This window comes from Halomonas sp. TG39a, from assembly GCF_000744395.1.
GTDB classification, from domain to species: Bacteria; Pseudomonadota; Gammaproteobacteria; order Pseudomonadales; family Halomonadaceae; genus Vreelandella; species Vreelandella ventosae_B.
This window is the reverse complement of sequence record NZ_JQLV01000001.1, coordinates 1,899,204-1,915,578: the sequence shown is the minus strand read 5'-3', so window position 1 is coordinate 1,915,578 and position 16,375 is coordinate 1,899,204. Positions and strand designations below refer to the sequence as shown.

At 55.1% G+C, this 16,375-nt stretch carries 16 protein-coding genes; 3 read left to right on the top strand and 13 right to left on the bottom strand.

What is annotated here, in order from left to right:
• Positions 1-229: 229 nt before the first annotated feature.
• The 3 genes from ruvC to U738_RS08450 form a co-directional block, all read right to left on the bottom strand.
• Positions 230-793, bottom strand: coding sequence for a crossover junction endodeoxyribonuclease RuvC (ruvC, locus tag U738_RS08460; protein WP_035579248.1), 564 nt, complete (start codon positions 791-793; stop codon positions 230-232).
• Positions 794-854: 61 nt separating this feature from the next.
• Entirely contained in the window at positions 855-2,636 is a 1,782-nt protein-coding gene (gene aspS / locus U738_RS08455; RefSeq protein WP_035579245.1) for an aspartate--tRNA ligase, read from the bottom strand.
• 66 nt (positions 2,637-2,702) lie between these two features.
• On the bottom strand, positions 2,703-3,002 hold the full coding sequence (locus U738_RS08450; protein ID WP_035579243.1) for an FmdB family zinc ribbon protein: 300 nt from the start codon (positions 3,000-3,002) through the stop codon (positions 2,703-2,705).
• Positions 3,003-3,282: 280 nt separating this feature from the next.
• Here U738_RS08450 and U738_RS08445 point away from each other — a divergent pair, with 280 nt between their 5' ends.
• Positions 3,283-4,221, top strand: a complete 939-nt coding sequence (locus tag U738_RS08445; RefSeq protein WP_035579241.1) for a D-2-hydroxyacid dehydrogenase — start codon at positions 3,283-3,285, stop codon at positions 4,219-4,221.
• 2 nt (positions 4,222-4,223) lie between these two features.
• Here U738_RS08445 and U738_RS08440 read toward each other — a convergent pair whose 3' ends face one another.
• Together U738_RS08440 and U738_RS08435 are read right to left on the bottom strand one after the other, a co-directional pair.
• Positions 4,224-4,499 carry an acylphosphatase gene (locus tag U738_RS08440; RefSeq protein ID WP_035579239.1) on the bottom strand — a complete coding sequence of 92 codons (276 nt, stop codon included), beginning with the start codon at positions 4,497-4,499 and terminating at the stop codon, positions 4,224-4,226.
• Between the two features lie 35 nt (positions 4,500-4,534).
• Positions 4,535-5,434, bottom strand: coding sequence for a YihY/virulence factor BrkB family protein (locus tag U738_RS08435; RefSeq protein WP_035579237.1), 900 nt, complete (start codon positions 5,432-5,434; stop codon positions 4,535-4,537).
• Positions 5,435-5,592: 158 nt separating this feature from the next.
• Here U738_RS08435 and U738_RS08430 point away from each other — a divergent pair, with 158 nt between their 5' ends.
• Positions 5,593-6,693 carry a bifunctional nicotinamide-nucleotide adenylyltransferase/Nudix hydroxylase gene (locus U738_RS08430; RefSeq protein ID WP_035579234.1) on the top strand — a complete coding sequence of 367 codons (1,101 nt, stop codon included), beginning with the start codon at positions 5,593-5,595 and terminating at the stop codon, positions 6,691-6,693.
• Positions 6,694-6,767: 74 nt separating this feature from the next.
• Here U738_RS08430 and U738_RS08425 read toward each other — a convergent pair whose 3' ends face one another.
• The 7 genes from U738_RS08425 to U738_RS08395 form a co-directional block, all read right to left on the bottom strand.
• Positions 6,768-7,685, bottom strand: a complete 918-nt coding sequence (locus U738_RS08425; RefSeq protein ID WP_035579232.1) for a LysR substrate-binding domain-containing protein — start codon at positions 7,683-7,685, stop codon at positions 6,768-6,770.
• 62 nt (positions 7,686-7,747) lie between these two features.
• On the bottom strand, positions 7,748-9,166 hold the full coding sequence (gene cls, locus U738_RS08420; RefSeq protein ID WP_035579229.1) for a cardiolipin synthase: 1,419 nt from the start codon (positions 9,164-9,166) through the stop codon (positions 7,748-7,750).
• 80 nt (positions 9,167-9,246) lie between these two features.
• Complete coding sequence (locus tag U738_RS08415; RefSeq protein WP_035579226.1) at positions 9,247-10,752, bottom strand: fumarate hydratase; 1,506 nt, start codon at positions 10,750-10,752, stop codon at positions 9,247-9,249.
• Between the two features lie 220 nt (positions 10,753-10,972).
• The gene (nei, locus tag U738_RS08410; RefSeq protein WP_035579222.1) at positions 10,973-11,794 is read right to left on the bottom strand and encodes an endonuclease VIII; all 822 of its coding nucleotides are present in this window, start codon (positions 11,792-11,794) and stop codon (positions 10,973-10,975) included.
• A gap of 4 nt (positions 11,795-11,798) precedes the next feature.
• Positions 11,799-13,826 (bottom strand): excinuclease ABC subunit UvrB, encoded by a 2,028-nt coding sequence (uvrB, locus tag U738_RS08405; protein ID WP_035579219.1) that lies wholly within the window; start codon positions 13,824-13,826, stop codon positions 11,799-11,801.
• Between the two features lie 24 nt (positions 13,827-13,850).
• On the bottom strand, positions 13,851-14,258 hold the full coding sequence (locus U738_RS08400; RefSeq protein ID WP_035579217.1) for an OsmC family protein: 408 nt from the start codon (positions 14,256-14,258) through the stop codon (positions 13,851-13,853).
• The gene (locus tag U738_RS08395) at positions 14,258-14,455 is read right to left on the bottom strand and encodes a hypothetical protein (RefSeq protein ID WP_035579215.1); all 198 of its coding nucleotides are present in this window, start codon (positions 14,453-14,455) and stop codon (positions 14,258-14,260) included. Before U738_RS08395 ends, U738_RS08400 begins: the two co-directional genes overlap by 1 nt.
• Positions 14,456-14,632: 177 nt before the next feature.
• On the opposite strand from U738_RS08395, the gene ygfZ reads away from it, so the two are divergent.
• Positions 14,633-15,595, top strand: a complete 963-nt coding sequence (gene ygfZ, locus U738_RS08390) for a CAF17-like 4Fe-4S cluster assembly/insertion protein YgfZ (RefSeq protein ID WP_035579211.1) — start codon at positions 14,633-14,635, stop codon at positions 15,593-15,595.
• Between the two features lie 10 nt (positions 15,596-15,605).
• On the opposite strand, the gene U738_RS08385 is transcribed toward ygfZ, so the two are convergent.
• Positions 15,606-16,367, bottom strand: coding sequence for a TatD family hydrolase (locus tag U738_RS08385; protein ID WP_035579209.1), 762 nt, complete (start codon positions 16,365-16,367; stop codon positions 15,606-15,608).
• Between the last annotated feature and the right edge of the window lie 8 nt (positions 16,368-16,375).

Genomic DNA, 16,375 nt, shown 5'->3' with positions numbered 1-16,375 from the left:
GAAAAAGAGTGAAAAACAGATGATTACTATAAAGCGACTCTGTACAGGTGACCAGTAGTTCAAGGTGAGTGGTGAGGCCAGATTTCCGCGAGGGCGCTACTTTCGCCATCTGACCGCCATGGATGGCGGAAATGCCGAAATTGTTGGGAACACTTTCCGGCCCTGGTCAAAAGACCCTCGCTTCAATCTGCCCTCAGACACGGCTATGGGCACATTGTCTAAGCGTCATTTAAAGCCGCCAGCGGCCAGTGGAGCGACGCCGTCCCCGAGATGGTGCGGCGGGTAGACCCTGGCCGCTAAAGGCGTGGCCGTTATAGGCATGGGTTAGCGCAATGGCTAACGCATCCGCAGCGTCGGCTTGAGGAGTAGCAGAGAGCTGCAGTATCGCGGTAACCATATGCTGCACCTGCTCTTTATCCGCGCCGCCCTGACCGGTAACTGCCTGTTTAATTTGACGCGCAGCGTATTCAGCCAGGCTTAAACCATGGTTGGCCATGCACACCATGGCCGCACCGCGAGCCTGACCAAGCTTCAGCGCTGAATCAGGGTTTTTGGCCATAAAGACCCGCTCAATAGCGACCTCGCTGGGCCGATGCAAACCGACGACTTCACTTAAACCGGCGTAGATTTGCGCCAAGCGCTGCTCTAACGCCCCTTCCGCGGTACGAATACAGCCACTCGCTACATAGCAAGGTTTAACCCCGACCACATCAATCACCCCATAGCCAGTCACCCGGGACCCTGGGTCAATGCCTAAAATGCGGATAGGTACGGCGGGCGGTGTTGCATCCATAGCATTAACCTATAAAAACACCGACGCCGTAGCGTCGGTGTTAGGCAGTCAACCAACCGACTTATTCGGCGGCTGTTTCTGCTTTAGCTTTTTGGCGCAGGCGAATGTTCAAATCTTTCAACTGCTCGGGGCTGACTTCGCCCGGCGCGTTGGTCATCAAACAGGCAGCGCTCTGGGTTTTCGGGAAGGCGATCACTTCACGAATCGTCTTAGCACCAACCATCAGCATTACCAGGCGATCCAAGCCAAAAGCTAAGCCACCATGGGGGGGCGCACCGTACTGCAGCGCATCCAGCAGGAAGCCGAATTTCTCTTGGGCTTCTTCTTCACCAATGCCTAGAATCTCAAACACTGTACTCTGCATGGTTTGGTCGTGGATACGAATAGAGCCGCCGCCCAACTCGGTCCCGTTGAGCACCATGTCGTAAGCGCGGGAAAGCGCATTGGCAGGATCTGCCTTCAGCTCTTCCGGCGTACAGGAAGGCGCGGTAAAGGGGTGGTGCAGCGGGCTCAGGCGACCATTATCGTCGGCTTCAAACATCGGGAAGTCGACCACCCACAGCGGCGCCCACTCCTGGGTGTAGAGTTCAAGGTCAGCACCCAGCTTAACGCGCAGCGCGCCAATGGCTTCGTTGACAATACGCGCTTTATCGGCACCGAAGAAGATAATGTCACCATCTTCTGCGCCCACGCGGTCGAGCAGCTCTTCAACGATGTTTTCCATAAACTTGACGATCGGTGACTGCAGACCTTCAAGCCCTTTGGCACGCTCGTTGACCTTAATCCACGCCAAGCCTTTGGCACCGTAGATGCCAACAAACTTGGTATATTCATCAATCTCTTTACGCGACAGCTTGGCACCGCCGGGTACTTTCAATGCCGCGACGCGACCATCATCTGCGCTAGCGGGGCCAGAGAAGACTTTGAAGTCAACCTGCTGCATCAGGTCGTCCACATCGGTCAGTTCCAGCGGGATACGTAGATCCGGCTTGTCGGAACCGAAACGATCCATCGCTTCCTGCCAGGTCATGCGGGGAAACTCAGGCAGTTCAGCTTTTAGTACGTCCTGGAAAAGCTGACGAATCATGGCTTCAGTAATGCCCATGATGTCGCTCTCTTCCACAAACGACGCCTCGATATCAATCTGGGTAAACTCAGGCTGACGGTCGGCGCGCAGGTCTTCATCGCGAAAGCACTTGGCAATTTGGTAGTAACGGTCAAAACCCGCCACCATCAATAGCTGCTTAAACAGCTGCGGTGACTGGGGCAGCGCAAAGAAACTACCCGCGTGGGTACGGCTGGGCACCAGGTAATCCCGAGCACCTTCTGGCGTGGCGCGAGTGAGTACCGGCGTTTCGATATCCAGGAAGCCCTGGTTTTCGAGATACGCCCGCACGTTGTGAGAAATACGCGAGCGCAGCCGCAGCTTCTCAATCATATCCGGGCGACGCAGGTCGATGTAGCGATGCTTTAAGCGCACCTCTTCACCCACTTTGTTATGCTCGTCCAACTGGAATGGCGGGGTAACAGCGGTGTTGAGGACTTCGACATCTTTTGCCAACACCTCAATCATGCCCGTCGGCATGTTGGGGTTTTGAGTGCCTTCTGGGCGCAGCCGAACGCGACCAGTAATACGCAGGACAAATTCACTGCGGGCACGGTCGGCATTAGCGAACGCCTCGGCGGTATCAGGATCAACCACGAATTGAGCGATACCATCGCGATCGCGCATATCGAGGAAAATTACCCCACCGTGGTCACGGCGGCGATGAACCCATCCGCATACCGTAACCGTTTGATCCACCAAAGTTTCGTTCAGCTGGCCGCAATAATGGCTGCGCATGTCAAATCCTGTTCTGTTGCGTGGCAATGTAAGTGTCGCGGGTCGTTTCGACCCTGATTGCCGCGGCTATGCCGCGGCGCCCTTGTCTTTGGGAGTAATGCTCTTAGCGGTAGCGCTGGAATCGCTGGATTTTCCGGCATCTGCAGAGGCAGTTTTGCCATCAGCGACGAGGTTCTTTTTGCTACCCGTTTTGAAATCGGTTTCGTACCAACCGCCGCCGGCCAGACGGAAACCCGCGGCCGAGACAAGCCGTTCCAAGCCATCGCTTTGGCATGCAGGACAATCCTTGAGAGGATCGGCGCTAATTTTCTGCAATTTTTCCATGCGATGGCCGCAGGCCTTGCACTCATATTCATAGATGGGCATCTTAATGACTCCTAATAAGCTCAACCCTAACAAGCCTGGTTCTTAAAGCTAAGTTTTTAAAGACTAAGCTCTGAATGACCCAGTTTTTAATAACCCAGCTCTGAAGGCTCAGTTCTGAAAGAAAAAGAACAATGGCGAACACAAACGCTGCCAGGCTGCAATATGTGGCCAGTCGGGGTAAATTCCAAGGCTGCGGTTGATAAAGCGCCACCATTATACCCTTTTGTGCCCCCTGGCGAGCAAGGTTATACAGCCCCAGGCAGTTAATGGAGAGAAGAAAATGCCCCATGCGGTGATACTGGATGCAGAAAGCCTCGGCCCGGAGATCAATTTAGACGCTATCCGAGAGTCGGTCACACACCTGGAGGTGTTTGAGCAAAGCACGACCCAGCAAGCGCGGGAGCGCCTGGCCGGTGCAGACATAGCGATTGTGAACAAGGTGGTGCTGGATGCCGAGACCTTGCAACAGCTACCCAACCTGCGGCTGATATGCGTATTGGCAACAGGCCTCAATAACATTGATCTTGAAACCGCAAAACAGCAGAACATTACAGTAAAAAACGTTGCGGCTTACGGCACCGCCAGCGTTTCCCAGCACACCATGATGCTAATGCTGACATTAGCCAATCGCCTTCCCCTCTACCAACGCGATGTCGCCGCAGGCGAGTGGCAGCGCAGTGCTTTCTTCTGTCTGCAGGACTACCCAACACTCCAGCTGTCAGGCAAACAGTTAGTGATGGTCGGGCAAGGTGAGCTTGGCACTGAAGTAGCACGCTTGGCGGAGGCTTTTGGCATGCAGGTCACCTTTGCCGCCCGTCCCGGTAATGAAACGAATGATAAGCGCCCTGCCCTGGATGATCTGTTACCCGATGCAGATGTGATCAGCTTGCACTGCCCGCTAAGCGAGGCTACCAAGCACCTGATCAATCGCGAGCGTTTAGCGCGCGCCAAACCGTCGCTGATACTATTGAACTGCGCCCGCGGCGGTGTGATTGATGAAGTAGCCGCGCTGGCAGCGCTACGCAGTGGCAAACTAGGTGGATTAGGGGTTGATGTTCTGCCCGCCGAGCCGCCCAGAGATGGCCACCCGCTGCTGGATGCGCTCAGCGAGCCACTCAACTTAATCGTCACCCCTCACAATGCCTGGATCACCCCAGAGGCACGCCAGAATATTGTCAGCCTAACGGCGAACAATATTGCCCATTGGAAAGCCTCTTAACATCACTGGGTCGCAAAGTGATCCGGGGCGTGGCAACCATCCAGTACGTCGAGTTCGACGTGGGTAACCCGCGCCCCCTCTGAGCCCTGCCATAGCCACTCACTCAGCAGCTTGACCGCATCAGAGTGGCCGCACATCAATACTTCAACCCGGCCATCGGGCAAGTTCTTGGCGTAGCCGGTGATGCTATGTTGAAGGGCTTTCTCTTGAGTAGCACGGCGATACCAAACACCCTGCACCTTACCGGTCACTAGAGCACGTACACAGCAATCGCTCATACTCTCCTCCTTAGCTTTCACTTCTTAGCAAAATGCTAAACAAACTCGCGTTTGACAACCACGGCACTATTGCGCGGGATAAGCGGGCGCCCACGGCGCAGCAGCAATGAACGGGTAAACGCTGCTCCAAACAAAAGAATAAGCGAACTGTAATAGACCCAGAGTAGAATCATTACCACTGACCCGGCGGCGCCATACGTGGATGCTGTTGCCGTATAGGCTAGATAAATCGCAATCACGCTGCGGCCTAGGGTAAACAACACGGCGGTTACAACAGCGCCAATCAGCACATCCTGCCAGCGTAGCACTACGTCAGGCAGGACTTTAAAAATGGTGGCAAACAGCAAGGTGACAACGCCCAGCGAGATCAGCGACTCTACGGATGTCGTTAACAAGCTGGCATAGGGAACTAAATTATCGGCTGCTTGCAACATGCCTCGCAGCACGACGCCCATCACCAGTGAGACCAGTAATATAAACCCAATAGAGAGCACCACCGTTAGTGATAGCAAGCGACTTTTAATAAATCGTAAAGCACTATTAGAGGTAGGCTTTGCCGTTACCCCCCAAATGGTATTAAGCGAGAACTGCATCTGGGCAAACACCGTTGTCGCCCCGATCACCAGCGCCCCCACGCCTAATAGTGTTGGCAAAATACCGGACTCTTCAATTCTCGACTGAGCGACGGCTTCTTGAATAGCGACCGCTGCGTCCACCCCCAAGGTACCTTGCAACTGAGCAACAATCTGCCCTTGAGCCGCCTCTTCACCCATAACAACCCCGATCACTGTGACGGCAATAATGATCGTAGGCGCCAGTGAGAAAAGTGTATAGAACGCTAGCGAGCCAGCGTAGCTAAAGGCATTGCGCTCCAACCATAGTGACGTGGCGTCTTGGACTACTTTCCACCAAAAGATAGCAGTGCGTTTGATCATGTTCACTCCCTGTGTACCGGGTGCCGGTGCTGGATATCGAGGCGTTTTACAAACGTTATCAATAGCCTATTTTTTTCTAGCATACCTAACCACAGCGTTTAGCGCAGTTTTCTGGTACGTTGCATCTTTGAGATCACCACACCCAAAAGGAAGCTTGGATGGCCACTGACACTTCGCGCCCCGTGACCGCCTGCAACTTCGACTTCGACTGTTTGGTGTTCATTGGCCGTTTTCAGCCACCGCACCTGGGGCACCTGGCGATAATCCGTGAGGCGCTTAAACGCGCACGGCAAGTGATTGTGCTGGTAGGCTCTTCGTGGCAAGCACGCTCACTGCGTAACCCCTGGCGCTTCGATGAGCGTCAAGCCATGCTGCGCGCGGGCTTTGACGACACCGATAATCAACGTTTGGAAATTACCCCGCTACTTGATGCACTCTATAACGACGACGTGTGGGTGCGCGACGTGCAGCGCAAGGTGCGAGATTTAGCTGCGCCTGCCAATGCCCGCCTACCGCGCATTGGCTTGATTGGAGCCAGTCGAGGCCAATCAAGCTACTACTTGTCACTGTTTCCTCAGTGGGAGTCGGTCAGCGTTCCGTCGGTGGAGGGGATTTCAGCCAGTCAAATACGCGAGCGCCTGTTTCGCTCTCCTAGCTCAACGGATGATTACCTGAGTACCGGTGCGTATCACGATTTACCGCCGGGCGTTGTGGCGAGCGTCAAACACTTTTGCAATGAGCGCGCCTATCAACGACTGCTGGAAGAGCAGCAATTATTGGATCAGTACCGTCAGGCATGGGCTCACGCGCCTTATCCACCTATTTTTGTCACGGTCAATGCGGTGGTAGTACAGTCTGGCCATGTGCTGCTGGTGCGGCGCACCGCGGCACCGGGAAAAGGCCTTTATGCCCTGCCAGGGGGATTTATTAACCCTCACGAGCGACTGCTGGACGCCTGTTTGCGCGAACTTCGCGAGCGCATCCGCTTGAAGGTTCCCGAACCGGTGCTCAAAGGCTCGCTGCGTGGTCAACGCCTGTTTGATGAGCCCCATCGCAGTTGGCGTGGTCGCACCTTGGCAGAAGCTTTCTACTTTGCGCTACGCCCTGATCAGCAGTTGCCGCGCTTAAAGCCCGTGAAAGGCGGCGATCATGCACGCTGGGTAGCGCTTGCCGACCTTGAGCCCGACAGCTTGTTTGAAGACCACTTTTTCATTATTCAGAACTTCCTGGGGTTGCCTGCCGATTTCGGCAGTGGCTAGACTACTAACATTCACCATTCACCATTCACCATTCACCATTCACCATTCACCATTCACCATTCACCATTAACTAATTAGGCCTGAAGAAAGTCTCGCGGCAGCTTCATCATCTGCCGCCACAAACGCTCCACACCCGGTTTATGCACCATAGAGCAGCGATATAAACGAATTTCCAAGGGTATATCCCAACTCGGGGCGCCTGCCCTTACCAAGCGGCCACTTTTTAACTCCTCGCGAATACAAAAATCGGGTATCCACGCCACCCCAACGCCTTGTAGCACCATTCCTTTTAAGCCTTCGGCCATGGCGGTTTCGTACACGGTGCGTAGCTTCATGCGCAACGGGTCATTCTTGAGCAGCATACGCACGCTGCGTCCTAAGAAAGCCCCCTGGGTGTAAGAAAGATAGGGAATGGAGGTGTCGTGCTGGAGTGAAAATTTTGCTTTGCCATGCTCGTCTGGCAACGAAACGGGCAGCATATTGACCTTACCAATCGAGAACGAGGGGAAGACCTCGGCATCTAGCTGCATAGTGGCAAAAGGGTCGTAATAAGCGAGCATCAGATCGCAGTTGCCCTCCCGCAGCACATGAATCGCTTCGCCCACATTCATGGCGACCAAGCGAGTCGGCAGCTCACCCAAGCCCTGCTGCAGGCGAGAGATCCACGGCGGATAAAAACTCAGCGCCAAAGAGTGCGCGGCGACAATATCCAGCGCCTCGTTAGCAATCGACAGGCCGCGCAAATGGCTAAGCGATTCGTTTAATTGCTCGACCAGGTTGCGCGCAGTGACCAGAAACAACTGCCCTTCTGGCGTTAACCCAACGGGGGTCGTCGAACGGTCCACCAAAGTGACATCAACGGCCTGCTCCAGCGCTCGAATACGACGACTAAATGCCGGTTGGGTAACGTGTCGCTGGCGTGCTGACGCAGAAAAGCTGCGCGTATTGGCCAGCGCTACAAAATCTTCCAGCCATTTTGTTTCAAGATTCACCCCATGACTCCTTGTATCACCCTGCTTTCACGCATGTTGGCTTTCCTTTTGGGCTAACTTAATTATTGAACCGGGGCCATTAAATAGGCCGCACGCGAGACGACTTTCATCCACACCGGACGCTGGTTAATTTCATCGATGGTCACACGCCGACAGTGTGAAAAGTCTTTTTCCAGCATCTCTTCAACGCTGGTCGCAAAATCGCGGCTTGGTATAAACGCGGTAATCTCAAAATTTAACCGAAACGAGCGATTATCCAAATTGACAGTACCCACCGTCGCTGCCTCGCTATCTACCAGCATGACTTTTTGATGTAAAAACCCCGGAAGATAACGGTATATTTTTACACCAGCCCTTAACATATCGGGTAGGAATGAGAACGCCGAGAGGAAAACTAGCAAGTGGTCGGGACGCTCGGGGATCATGACCCGAACGTCGACACCGCGCATCGCCGCAAGGCGCAGCGCGTCCTGAACTCCCTGGTCGGGAACAAAATAGGGGCTGGTCACCCATAGCCGCTGCTTGGCGCTATGAATAACCTGCTGCACTAGCAGGCTGGCGGTGTCCTGGCGGTCAGCGGGGCCAGAAGGCACAATAACCACGTGATGGTCGGTGGTGGGCGATGTATCCGGGGACCAGTTCAGGCTAATCACTTCATCGGTGGCCCAATGCCAATCTTCCCAAAAAGCCTCCTGCAAGCCCAATACACTGGGCCCTTCCAGCTTAAGATGAGTATCCCGCCAAGGCCCATGGCGCGGATTCTCACCGAGATACTCGACCCCAACATTAAAACCTCCTACCCAGCCCTCCTTACCATCTATCACGGTCACTTTACGATGGTTGCGGAAGTTAAGCTGAAAACGATGCTTAAGGCCTCGCGATGAGCGAAAGGCACTCACGGCTACCTCATCAGTGATTAAATCATTGAGGTAGCTATCGGCTAATTTACGGCTGCCCACCTCATCATAGAGAAAATACACCCGCACGCCACGCTGCGCAGCACGCTGTAAATGATGCTTCAGGCGCTGCCCAAGGGCATCATTGCGAACAATAAAAAACTGCAGCAAAACATACTGCTCAGCGCGATCAATACCGTCAAACAAGCTTTCGAAGGTCGCGGTCCCATCGATGAGCAGTGTCGCTTGATTGCCATGGGTAAGCGGCATCATGGCAAGCTGTTCCACCGCCTGAATATCCGCACTGCTGGAGGGGGCCACATAAGGCTGAACATTGGCCCGGTAGCGCACGAGCACTCGGCGTAGAACGGTGTCTCGCTGGCCTCGGGCAGATACATAGCCATAAAAACGCGGTCGCCCGAAAAACCAGTAAGCAGGAAGCGCCACATAGGGGAACGTCAGTAGCGATATGATCCATGCCACGGCCCCCTGGGAGGTGCGGCTGGACATCAGTGCCATAATCGCGGAGACAAAGCCTAGCAGGTGTATCAGTAAGATGCCGGTCCCTAGCAACCAGGAGGTCATATCAACGTCCTCATAAAGCAAGGGCCTCGCCGTCAGCGAGGCCCTTATGCGTTTAAAGCCTAATCAACCTTACCACTCCATCATGCCGACTGGGCAATAATCTCTTTCCACTTCGCCGGACCGGTTTGATGTACCGATGTGCCCAGGCTATCAACAGCCACGGTCACTGGCATATCTTCGACCTCAAATTCGTAGATCGCTTCCATACCCAGATCTTCGAAGCCCACTACCCGCGATTTTTTAATCGCCTGTGCTACAAGATAGGCAGCGCCACCGACGGCCATTAAGTAGACAGCTTCATTATCACGAATAGCATCTATGGCGAGCTGCCCACGCTCTGCTTTACCTACCATGCCCAGCAGTCCAGTCTCTTCCAGCATGGTGCGGGTAAATTTATCCATTCGTGTGGCGGTAGTCGGGCCAGCAGGTCCCACTACTTCATCGCCAATCGGATCAACCGGGCCGACGTAGTAGATAAAGCGACCTTTCATATCGACGGGCAATGGCTCGCCTTTGGCCAGCATATCGATCATGCGCTTATGGGCCGCATCGCGGCCAGTTAGCAGCTTGCCATTTAACAGCAGGGTATCACCGGGCTGCCAGGTTTTGACTTCGGCGGGCGTCACCGTATCAAGGTTGACACGTTTTACGTTCTCGCCCGCCTCGCGGGTAATTTCCGGCCAGTCCTCAAGCTTCGGCGCTTTTAGCGCTGCGGGGCCAGATCCATCCAGCGTAAAGTGGGCGTGACGGGTCGCCGCGCAGTTGGGAATAATCGCTACAGGCTTGTTGGCCGCATGGGTCGGATAGTCTTTAACTTTAATATCCAGCACGGTGGTTAAGCCGCCTAGCCCCTGGGCACCAATACCGCTCTTGTTGACCTTATCAAACAGCTCTAAACGCAGCTCTTCAGCACGGTTGCTGGGCCCGCGAGCCTGCAGATCCTGAATATCGATAGGATCCAGCAGCGCCTCTTTGGCAATCAGCATGGCCTTTTCAGCGGTGCCGCCGATACCAATCCCCAGCATACCGGGCGGACACCAGCCAGCGCCCATCTTCGGCAGTTGCTCCATCACCCAATCAACCACGCTGTCGGAGGGGTTAAGCATGGCAAACTTGGATTTTGCCTCGCTGCCACCGCCCTTCGCGGCAACGTGAATATCGACGCTGTCACCGGGCACAATTGAGTGGTGAATAATCGCCGGCGTGTTGTCTTTGGTGTTGGCCCGCTTGCCGTCGGGATCCGCCAGCACCGAGGCACGGAGGATATTATCCGGCAGCAGGTAAGCGCGACGAACACCTTCATTGATCATGTCGTCCAGGCTCATGTCCGCTTCCCAGGTAACGTTCATACCCACGTGAACGAACACGGTGACGATGCCGGTATCCTGGCAAATCGGGCGATGCCCGGTGGCACACATACGCGAGTTAATCAATATCTGAGCAATGGCGTCTTTGGCGGCGGGGTTCTCTTCGCGCTCGTAGGCAGCCGCCATGGCGTCGATAAAATCTTTGGGATGGTAATAAGAGATGTACTGCAGAGCATCGGCAACGCTTTGAATAACGTCGTCCTGGCGAATCACGGTCATGGACTAATTGCTCCTAGGTTATCGTCTAGTTAGCGGCTTTCGTCCGCGCCTGCGGAAGTGCCGTCTTAGCGTGAACCCAGTATACCGTATTGGCCCTTACGCAGCAGCACTCTGCGGTGTAGAACTGATTACTTCAGCAAATCTTGATCCAGGTGTGTTTCTACCAGCAAGATAACGGTATAAATATTAAAGCCAGCGCTGCGACGCGCTTTGGCGCTGCTTATCCTGACTGGCAGTGAGGGCAGAGATAGAGCCGCCGCGAACCGATCATTTTGCGCTCAATCACCGATCCACAGCGGTGGCACTCAAGACCTGCCCGATCGAAAACCGCGAAACGCCACTGTCTGCGCGCCTCGCCTGCAGCTTTGGCCTGGGAGATCCAGGCCTCACGATTGGTGACGCCTGCGGTTTGGTAGGCTTGGCGGGTAATGTCAATGATGCACTCAGCCAGGGTTTGCTGCTGTTCTGGGGTCAAATCCACCGGTCGAGCGCTTGGCGGCAGTTGAGAGAAAAACAGGATTTCAGAGCGCAAATAATTACCCAGCCCGGCGACCAACCCCTGGTCGAGCAGCAGTGCCCCCAGGCTGCGTTTATGAAATCGCTTCAAATTCAGGCGCTGCTGCACATCGGATGGAGCCACATCTTGGCTCAACAAATCAGGGCCCAAGCGGGCTAAGAAAGGGTGCTCGGTGAGATTGTCTGCATGCCAGAGGGAAATATCCGATGCGCTATAGAGACTGGCGCTACGCCCTTCTGCTGTAAGTCGAACACGCAGGGTGCGCTTGGTGTTGGGCGGTTTATCCTCACTATGCAGCTTCCAAACCCCATAAAGCTGATTGTGGGAGTAAAGCACGCGCTGGTCGGCAAAACGGATCAACATTGCTTTGCCCCAGGTATCTACCCGAGAAACCCGAATACCGATCAGTGACGCGGCCTGCTCGGCAAGCTCTGGAAAGGCGAACCAAGCATCGTCAATCACCCGCCCGCCTATTTGCTGTTCAATACGATCCGCCGCGCGGCGAATTTCTGGGCCTTCCGGCATACCGTTAGCCCAGCGCCAGCTGTTTTTCTTTCATCTGGTGGAGTTGATCACGCAGCCGCGCGGCCTCTTCAAACTCGAGATTTTGTGCGGCTTCAAACATGGCATCCTCAAGCTTACTGATGGCACCCAGCAGGTCTTGGTTGCTCATGGTGGTGATATCGTACTCTGCAGCGCTTTCCGCCACTTTACGCTCGTTGCCACGGCGACGGCTGCTCTTCTTGCTGCCTGGCGCCTGGGCGGCTTCAAGTATATCGGCCACCGACCGCGTCACGGTGGTCGGTGTAATGCCATGCTCAAGGTTGTGTTCGGTTTGCTTCGCCCGCCGCCGCTCGGTCTCATCGATCGCTTTGCGCATCGAGTCAGTAATCCGGTCACCATAGAGAATCGCCTTGCCGTGGGCGTTACGGGCCGCTCGGCCAATTGTTTGGATCAACGAGCGCTCGGCGCGCAGAAAACCCTCTTTATCAGCATCGAGAATCGCCACCAGCGACACTTCGGGAATATCCAAGCCTTCGCGCAGTAGGTTGATACCTACCAACACATCAAACTTGCCTAGGCGTAAATCACGAATAATCTCAACCCGCTCGACGGTGTCGATATCCGAATGCAAGTAGCGCACCCGAATGCCGTGCTCGTCAAAATACTCGGTCAGGTCTTCCGCCATGCGCTTGGTTAGCGTGGTTACCAGCACCCGTTCGCCTACCGCAGTGCGCAGACCAATCTCCGAGAGCAGATCGTCTACCTGAGTGCTGGCCGGGCGCACCTCAATTTCAGGGTCCAGCAGCCCGGTGGGACGCACCACCTGCTCTACCGTTTGGCTGGCGTGCTCGCCCTCATAACGGCCTGGGGTGGCGGAGACAAAGATCGTTTGCGGGGAGATTGACTCCCACTCCTCAAACTTCATGGGCCTGTTGTCCAGCGCCGAGGGCAGCCGAAAACCATACTCGACCAACGTCTCTTTACGCGAGCGGTCGCCTTTATACATGCCGCCTACCTGGGGCACGCTGACATGTGACTCGTCGATAAACAGCAGCGCGTCGTCGGGCAAGTAGTCGAAGAAGGTCGGCGGTGGCTCGCCCGGCGCACGGCCAGAGAGATAGCGGGAGTAGTTTTCGATACCATTGCAGTAACCCAGCTCCAGCATCATTTCGATATCATAGAGGGTGCGCTGCTCTAAACGCTGCGCTTCTACCAGCCGCTCGTGCTTACGCATCCATTCAAGGCGCTCTTTGAGCTCCTGTTTAATGTCATCAATGGCGCCTAGAATCGTTTCCCGCGGGGTAACGTAGTGGGACTTGGGATAGATGGTCATCCGCGGCACTTCCCCGCGCACGGCACCGGTGAGCGGATCGAACAGGCGAATGGTGTCGATCTCGCTATCGAACAGCTCTACCCGAACCGCCTCTTCGTCGGAATCAGCAGGGAAAATATCGATCACATCCCCGCGCACCCGGTAGGTACCGCGGCGGAAATCCATATCATTGCGGGTATATTGTAGCTCCGCTAAGCGGCGCAAAAAGGCGCGCTGATCAATCAGCTCACCGCGGGTGAAATGGAGGCGCATTTTAAGGTACTGGTCAGGGTCACCGAGGCCATAAATCGCCGAGACTGACACCACAATCAGCGCGTCGCGGCGTTCTAGCAGTGCCTTGGTGGCCGAAAGCCGCATCTGCTCGATATGGTCGTTTATCGAGGCATCTTTCTCGATAAAGGTATCCGAGGAAGGCACATAGGCTTCCGGCTGGTAGTAGTCGTAGTAGGAGACGAAATACTCTACGGCGTTATCCGGGAAGAATGCCTTGAATTCGCCGTAAAGCTGGGCCGCAAGCGTCTTGTTCGGCGCCATCACAATGGTAGGACGCTGCTGCTGTTCCACCACATTGGCCATGGTGAAGGTTTTACCCGACCCGGTCACGCCAAGCAGCGTTTGGTGAGCAAGCCCAGATTCCAGGCCACTAATCAGCCCTTTAATAGCAGCAGGCTGGTCGCCAGCGGGCTGAAATTTTGACTGCAATCGAAAGGCTTTGCTCATCGGTGCTCCTATAAAAGATATAATTTAAACTAACCGGGTGGCGATCTCGACCGTAGACTGGGTCATCAGGCGTTGAATGGGGCAGCGGTGGCTAATATCTTCCAGCCGGGCGCGCTGCTCCGGGTCTTCAATACCGTGCAGCGTTAATGCCACGTCTAGCTTGTAGATGCCCTTTTTTTCCTGGCTATCGTCACGCTGCACCGTGACAGTAATACCCTCGAGCGGCCACTCTTTACGCTTGGCGTACATCTGCACAGTAATCGCCTTGCAGGTACCCAGAGCAATATCGAAATAGTCGTGGGGATCAGGGGCACTGCCCTCGCCACCTACTATCGGTGGCACATCAGCGTATAGATCTTCCAAGCCATTGACTTCAACTCGCTGCCTAAAGACATGGTTGCGTTCACTGATCACGGTAATCGGTGGGTGCATTAGGATACCTTTACGCCTAGCTTGAGTTTTTCAATGGCATTAATCAGCGTTTCGCGCCTTGCCCGGCCGTCTACATCGGCGCCATGGCGCCCCACTTCGGCACTATCAACGCCATCAAGCATCATCAGCGCCGTGGTGATTTTGTTGACCTGATCGACCGATTTAACACCTTGGAATGTTAACGACTGCTGCGCCATAGCGTTTCCCTGCCTGTTGACCTGTGCAAAACTGATACAAGAGAAAGAGTCTAGCACGCTAATGGTGCCTTGCAATCAGCGCTGACCGCCCACACCTAATAGTACTAACGTTACTTTTGACTCTTACGTACTGAATACATCACTACCGAACGCTTTCCCACTTTTTCAGGAGTTTTTATGGCGACCGTTACCGCTAGCACCCCCGCCCTTGGCAGCGTCCGCCTTAATCATTTAGCCGCGCTGGATGTGAAGGGGGCGGATGCCGAAAAGTTCCTTCAGGGCCAGACCAGCGCTCAGGTCAGCTTGGCCGATGGACACTTCGCGCCGCTCACCTGTTTTTGTACGCCTAAGGGGCGGATGTTAGCCAACGCTCAACTGATGCGCTTGGGGGATGAGCATTTTCGTTTGCTACTGAGCGTTACCCTACTTGACAGTTTAGCCAGCCATCTTAAAAAATTCGCCGCCTTCTATAAGACTGAGTTGGTCTCGCTGCCCGATCTTATCGTCGTGGGTTCAAGCGATGATGCCCAATCGATTGCGGATCAATTTGCTTTATCACTACCTGATCAAGTGGGTACCCACAGTAACAACGATCAAGCCTGCGTACTCCGCTACCCCGGTGAGACACCGCGCTGGCTGTTGTGTTTCGATCACGATACCCCGGCATCGGTTAAGGATGATGCAGTGAGCCGCAACGCTTGGCAGCTTGAGGATATTCGTAGCGGCCTGGCGTGGCTTACCGATGCCCAGCAGGATCATTTCCTGCCCCAGATGCTTAACTGGGAAGCGCTGGGTGGCATTAGCTTTAAAAAAGGCTGCTATACCGGTCAGGAAGTTGTTGCCCGGGCACACTTTCGTGGCCAAGTGAAAAAGCGCCTGATGCACATCAGTGTAGAAACCACATCGCTGCCCGAGGTGGGCGCCAGCATCGTTAATTGTGACGATAAATCAGTGGGTGAAGTGGTAGCCAGCGCGACGACCCCGCAAGGCGACATCGAGCTGCTAGCGGTCATGAGCACCAAAGTGGCCGAAGCAATGACGCCGCTGTTTTTAGCTGGGACGCCAGCCACCCTGCTTCTATTACCTTATGCGATTGAGCGCGTTGATCCCGAGCAGCTGGCGGTTAGCCTCAACGGCTAAGGCTTACGTTTTAGGATAAGCCAAACAACGTTGCAGCGGTTTCACTGCTCTGGGCCGCAACATGTTCCACTGTTTGTCCACGCAGAGTGGCCACAATGTCACACACCTCGGCCACTCGGCACGGCTCGTTCCGCCCCCCCTGATAGCCGCTAAGCGGCATGTCGGGGCTGTCGGTTTCCAGCACAAAGGCCTCGTCAGGCAGCGCCGCAGCGGTTCGCCGTAGCCGCTTGGCTCGCTCATAGGTGACGGCGCCACCCAACCCCAGTTTGAATCCCAAGTCGAGAAACTTCGTTGCTTGCTCAATGGAGCCTGAGAAGGCATGAATCAGCCCCGCCTTGGGCAGCGCCAACTGGCGAAGGCGCTTAGCGACCTTGTCGTTGGCGTGGACGCAGTGCACCACCACCGGCAGCGCATGCTGTTTGGCTAGCTTCAATTGGGCATCAAAGTAGTGCCACTGGGCTTCAAGGGTGTCGGTAAAGCGACCATCGATACCGCACTCGCCCACGGCCACCACCTTAGGGTGCTCACTGAGCAGGTTGTCCAGCGCGGCAATATCCGCCTCTTGATGCTGATCCATAAAGTAAGGGTGTAAGCCCAGGCATACCGAGGTGTCCGCTCGTGCGCCAAGCGCCAGCACCTGCTGCCAGCGGGAACGGGTGGTGCCCGGCACCACAAAGTGCGCCACACCCACTGCCTTGGCGCTCTCAAATACCTCAGTTCGATCCTTATCAAACTGGGCAAAGTCGAGATGGCAGTGGGCATCAACCAGCATGGGGCCTA

What these genes read in the sequence shown, in the direction of transcription:
- ruvC (WP_035579248.1), bottom strand. Translation starts at nt 793, where the DNA reads ATGGATGCAACACCGCCCGCCGTACCTATCCGCATTTTAGGCATTGAC.
- aspS (WP_035579245.1), bottom strand. Translation starts at nt 2,636, where the DNA reads ATGCGCAGCCATTATTGCGGCCAGCTGAACGAAACTTTGGTGGATCAA.
- U738_RS08450 (WP_035579243.1), bottom strand. Translation starts at nt 3,002, where the DNA reads ATGCCCATCTATGAATATGAGTGCAAGGCCTGCGGCCATCGCATGGAA.
- U738_RS08445 (WP_035579241.1), top strand. Translation starts at nt 3,283, where the DNA reads ATGCCCCATGCGGTGATACTGGATGCAGAAAGCCTCGGCCCGGAGATC.
- U738_RS08440 (WP_035579239.1), bottom strand. Translation starts at nt 4,499, where the DNA reads ATGAGCGATTGCTGTGTACGTGCTCTAGTGACCGGTAAGGTGCAGGGT.
- U738_RS08435 (WP_035579237.1), bottom strand. Translation starts at nt 5,434, where the DNA reads ATGATCAAACGCACTGCTATCTTTTGGTGGAAAGTAGTCCAAGACGCC.
- U738_RS08430 (WP_035579234.1), top strand. Translation starts at nt 5,593, where the DNA reads ATGGCCACTGACACTTCGCGCCCCGTGACCGCCTGCAACTTCGACTTC.
- cls (WP_035579229.1), bottom strand. Translation starts at nt 9,166, where the DNA reads ATGACCTCCTGGTTGCTAGGGACCGGCATCTTACTGATACACCTGCTA.
- U738_RS08415 (WP_035579226.1), bottom strand. Translation starts at nt 10,752, where the DNA reads ATGACCGTGATTCGCCAGGACGACGTTATTCAAAGCGTTGCCGATGCT.
- nei (WP_035579222.1), bottom strand. Translation starts at nt 11,794, where the DNA reads ATGCCGGAAGGCCCAGAAATTCGCCGCGCGGCGGATCGTATTGAACAG.
- uvrB (WP_035579219.1), bottom strand. Translation starts at nt 13,826, where the DNA reads ATGAGCAAAGCCTTTCGATTGCAGTCAAAATTTCAGCCCGCTGGCGAC.
- U738_RS08400 (WP_035579217.1), bottom strand. Translation starts at nt 14,258, where the DNA reads ATGCACCCACCGATTACCGTGATCAGTGAACGCAACCATGTCTTTAGG.
- U738_RS08395 (WP_035579215.1), bottom strand. Translation starts at nt 14,455, where the DNA reads ATGGCGCAGCAGTCGTTAACATTCCAAGGTGTTAAATCGGTCGATCAG.
- ygfZ (WP_035579211.1), top strand. Translation starts at nt 14,633, where the DNA reads ATGGCGACCGTTACCGCTAGCACCCCCGCCCTTGGCAGCGTCCGCCTT.
- U738_RS08385 (WP_035579209.1), bottom strand. Translation starts at nt 16,367, where the DNA reads ATGCTGGTTGATGCCCACTGCCATCTCGACTTTGCCCAGTTTGATAAG.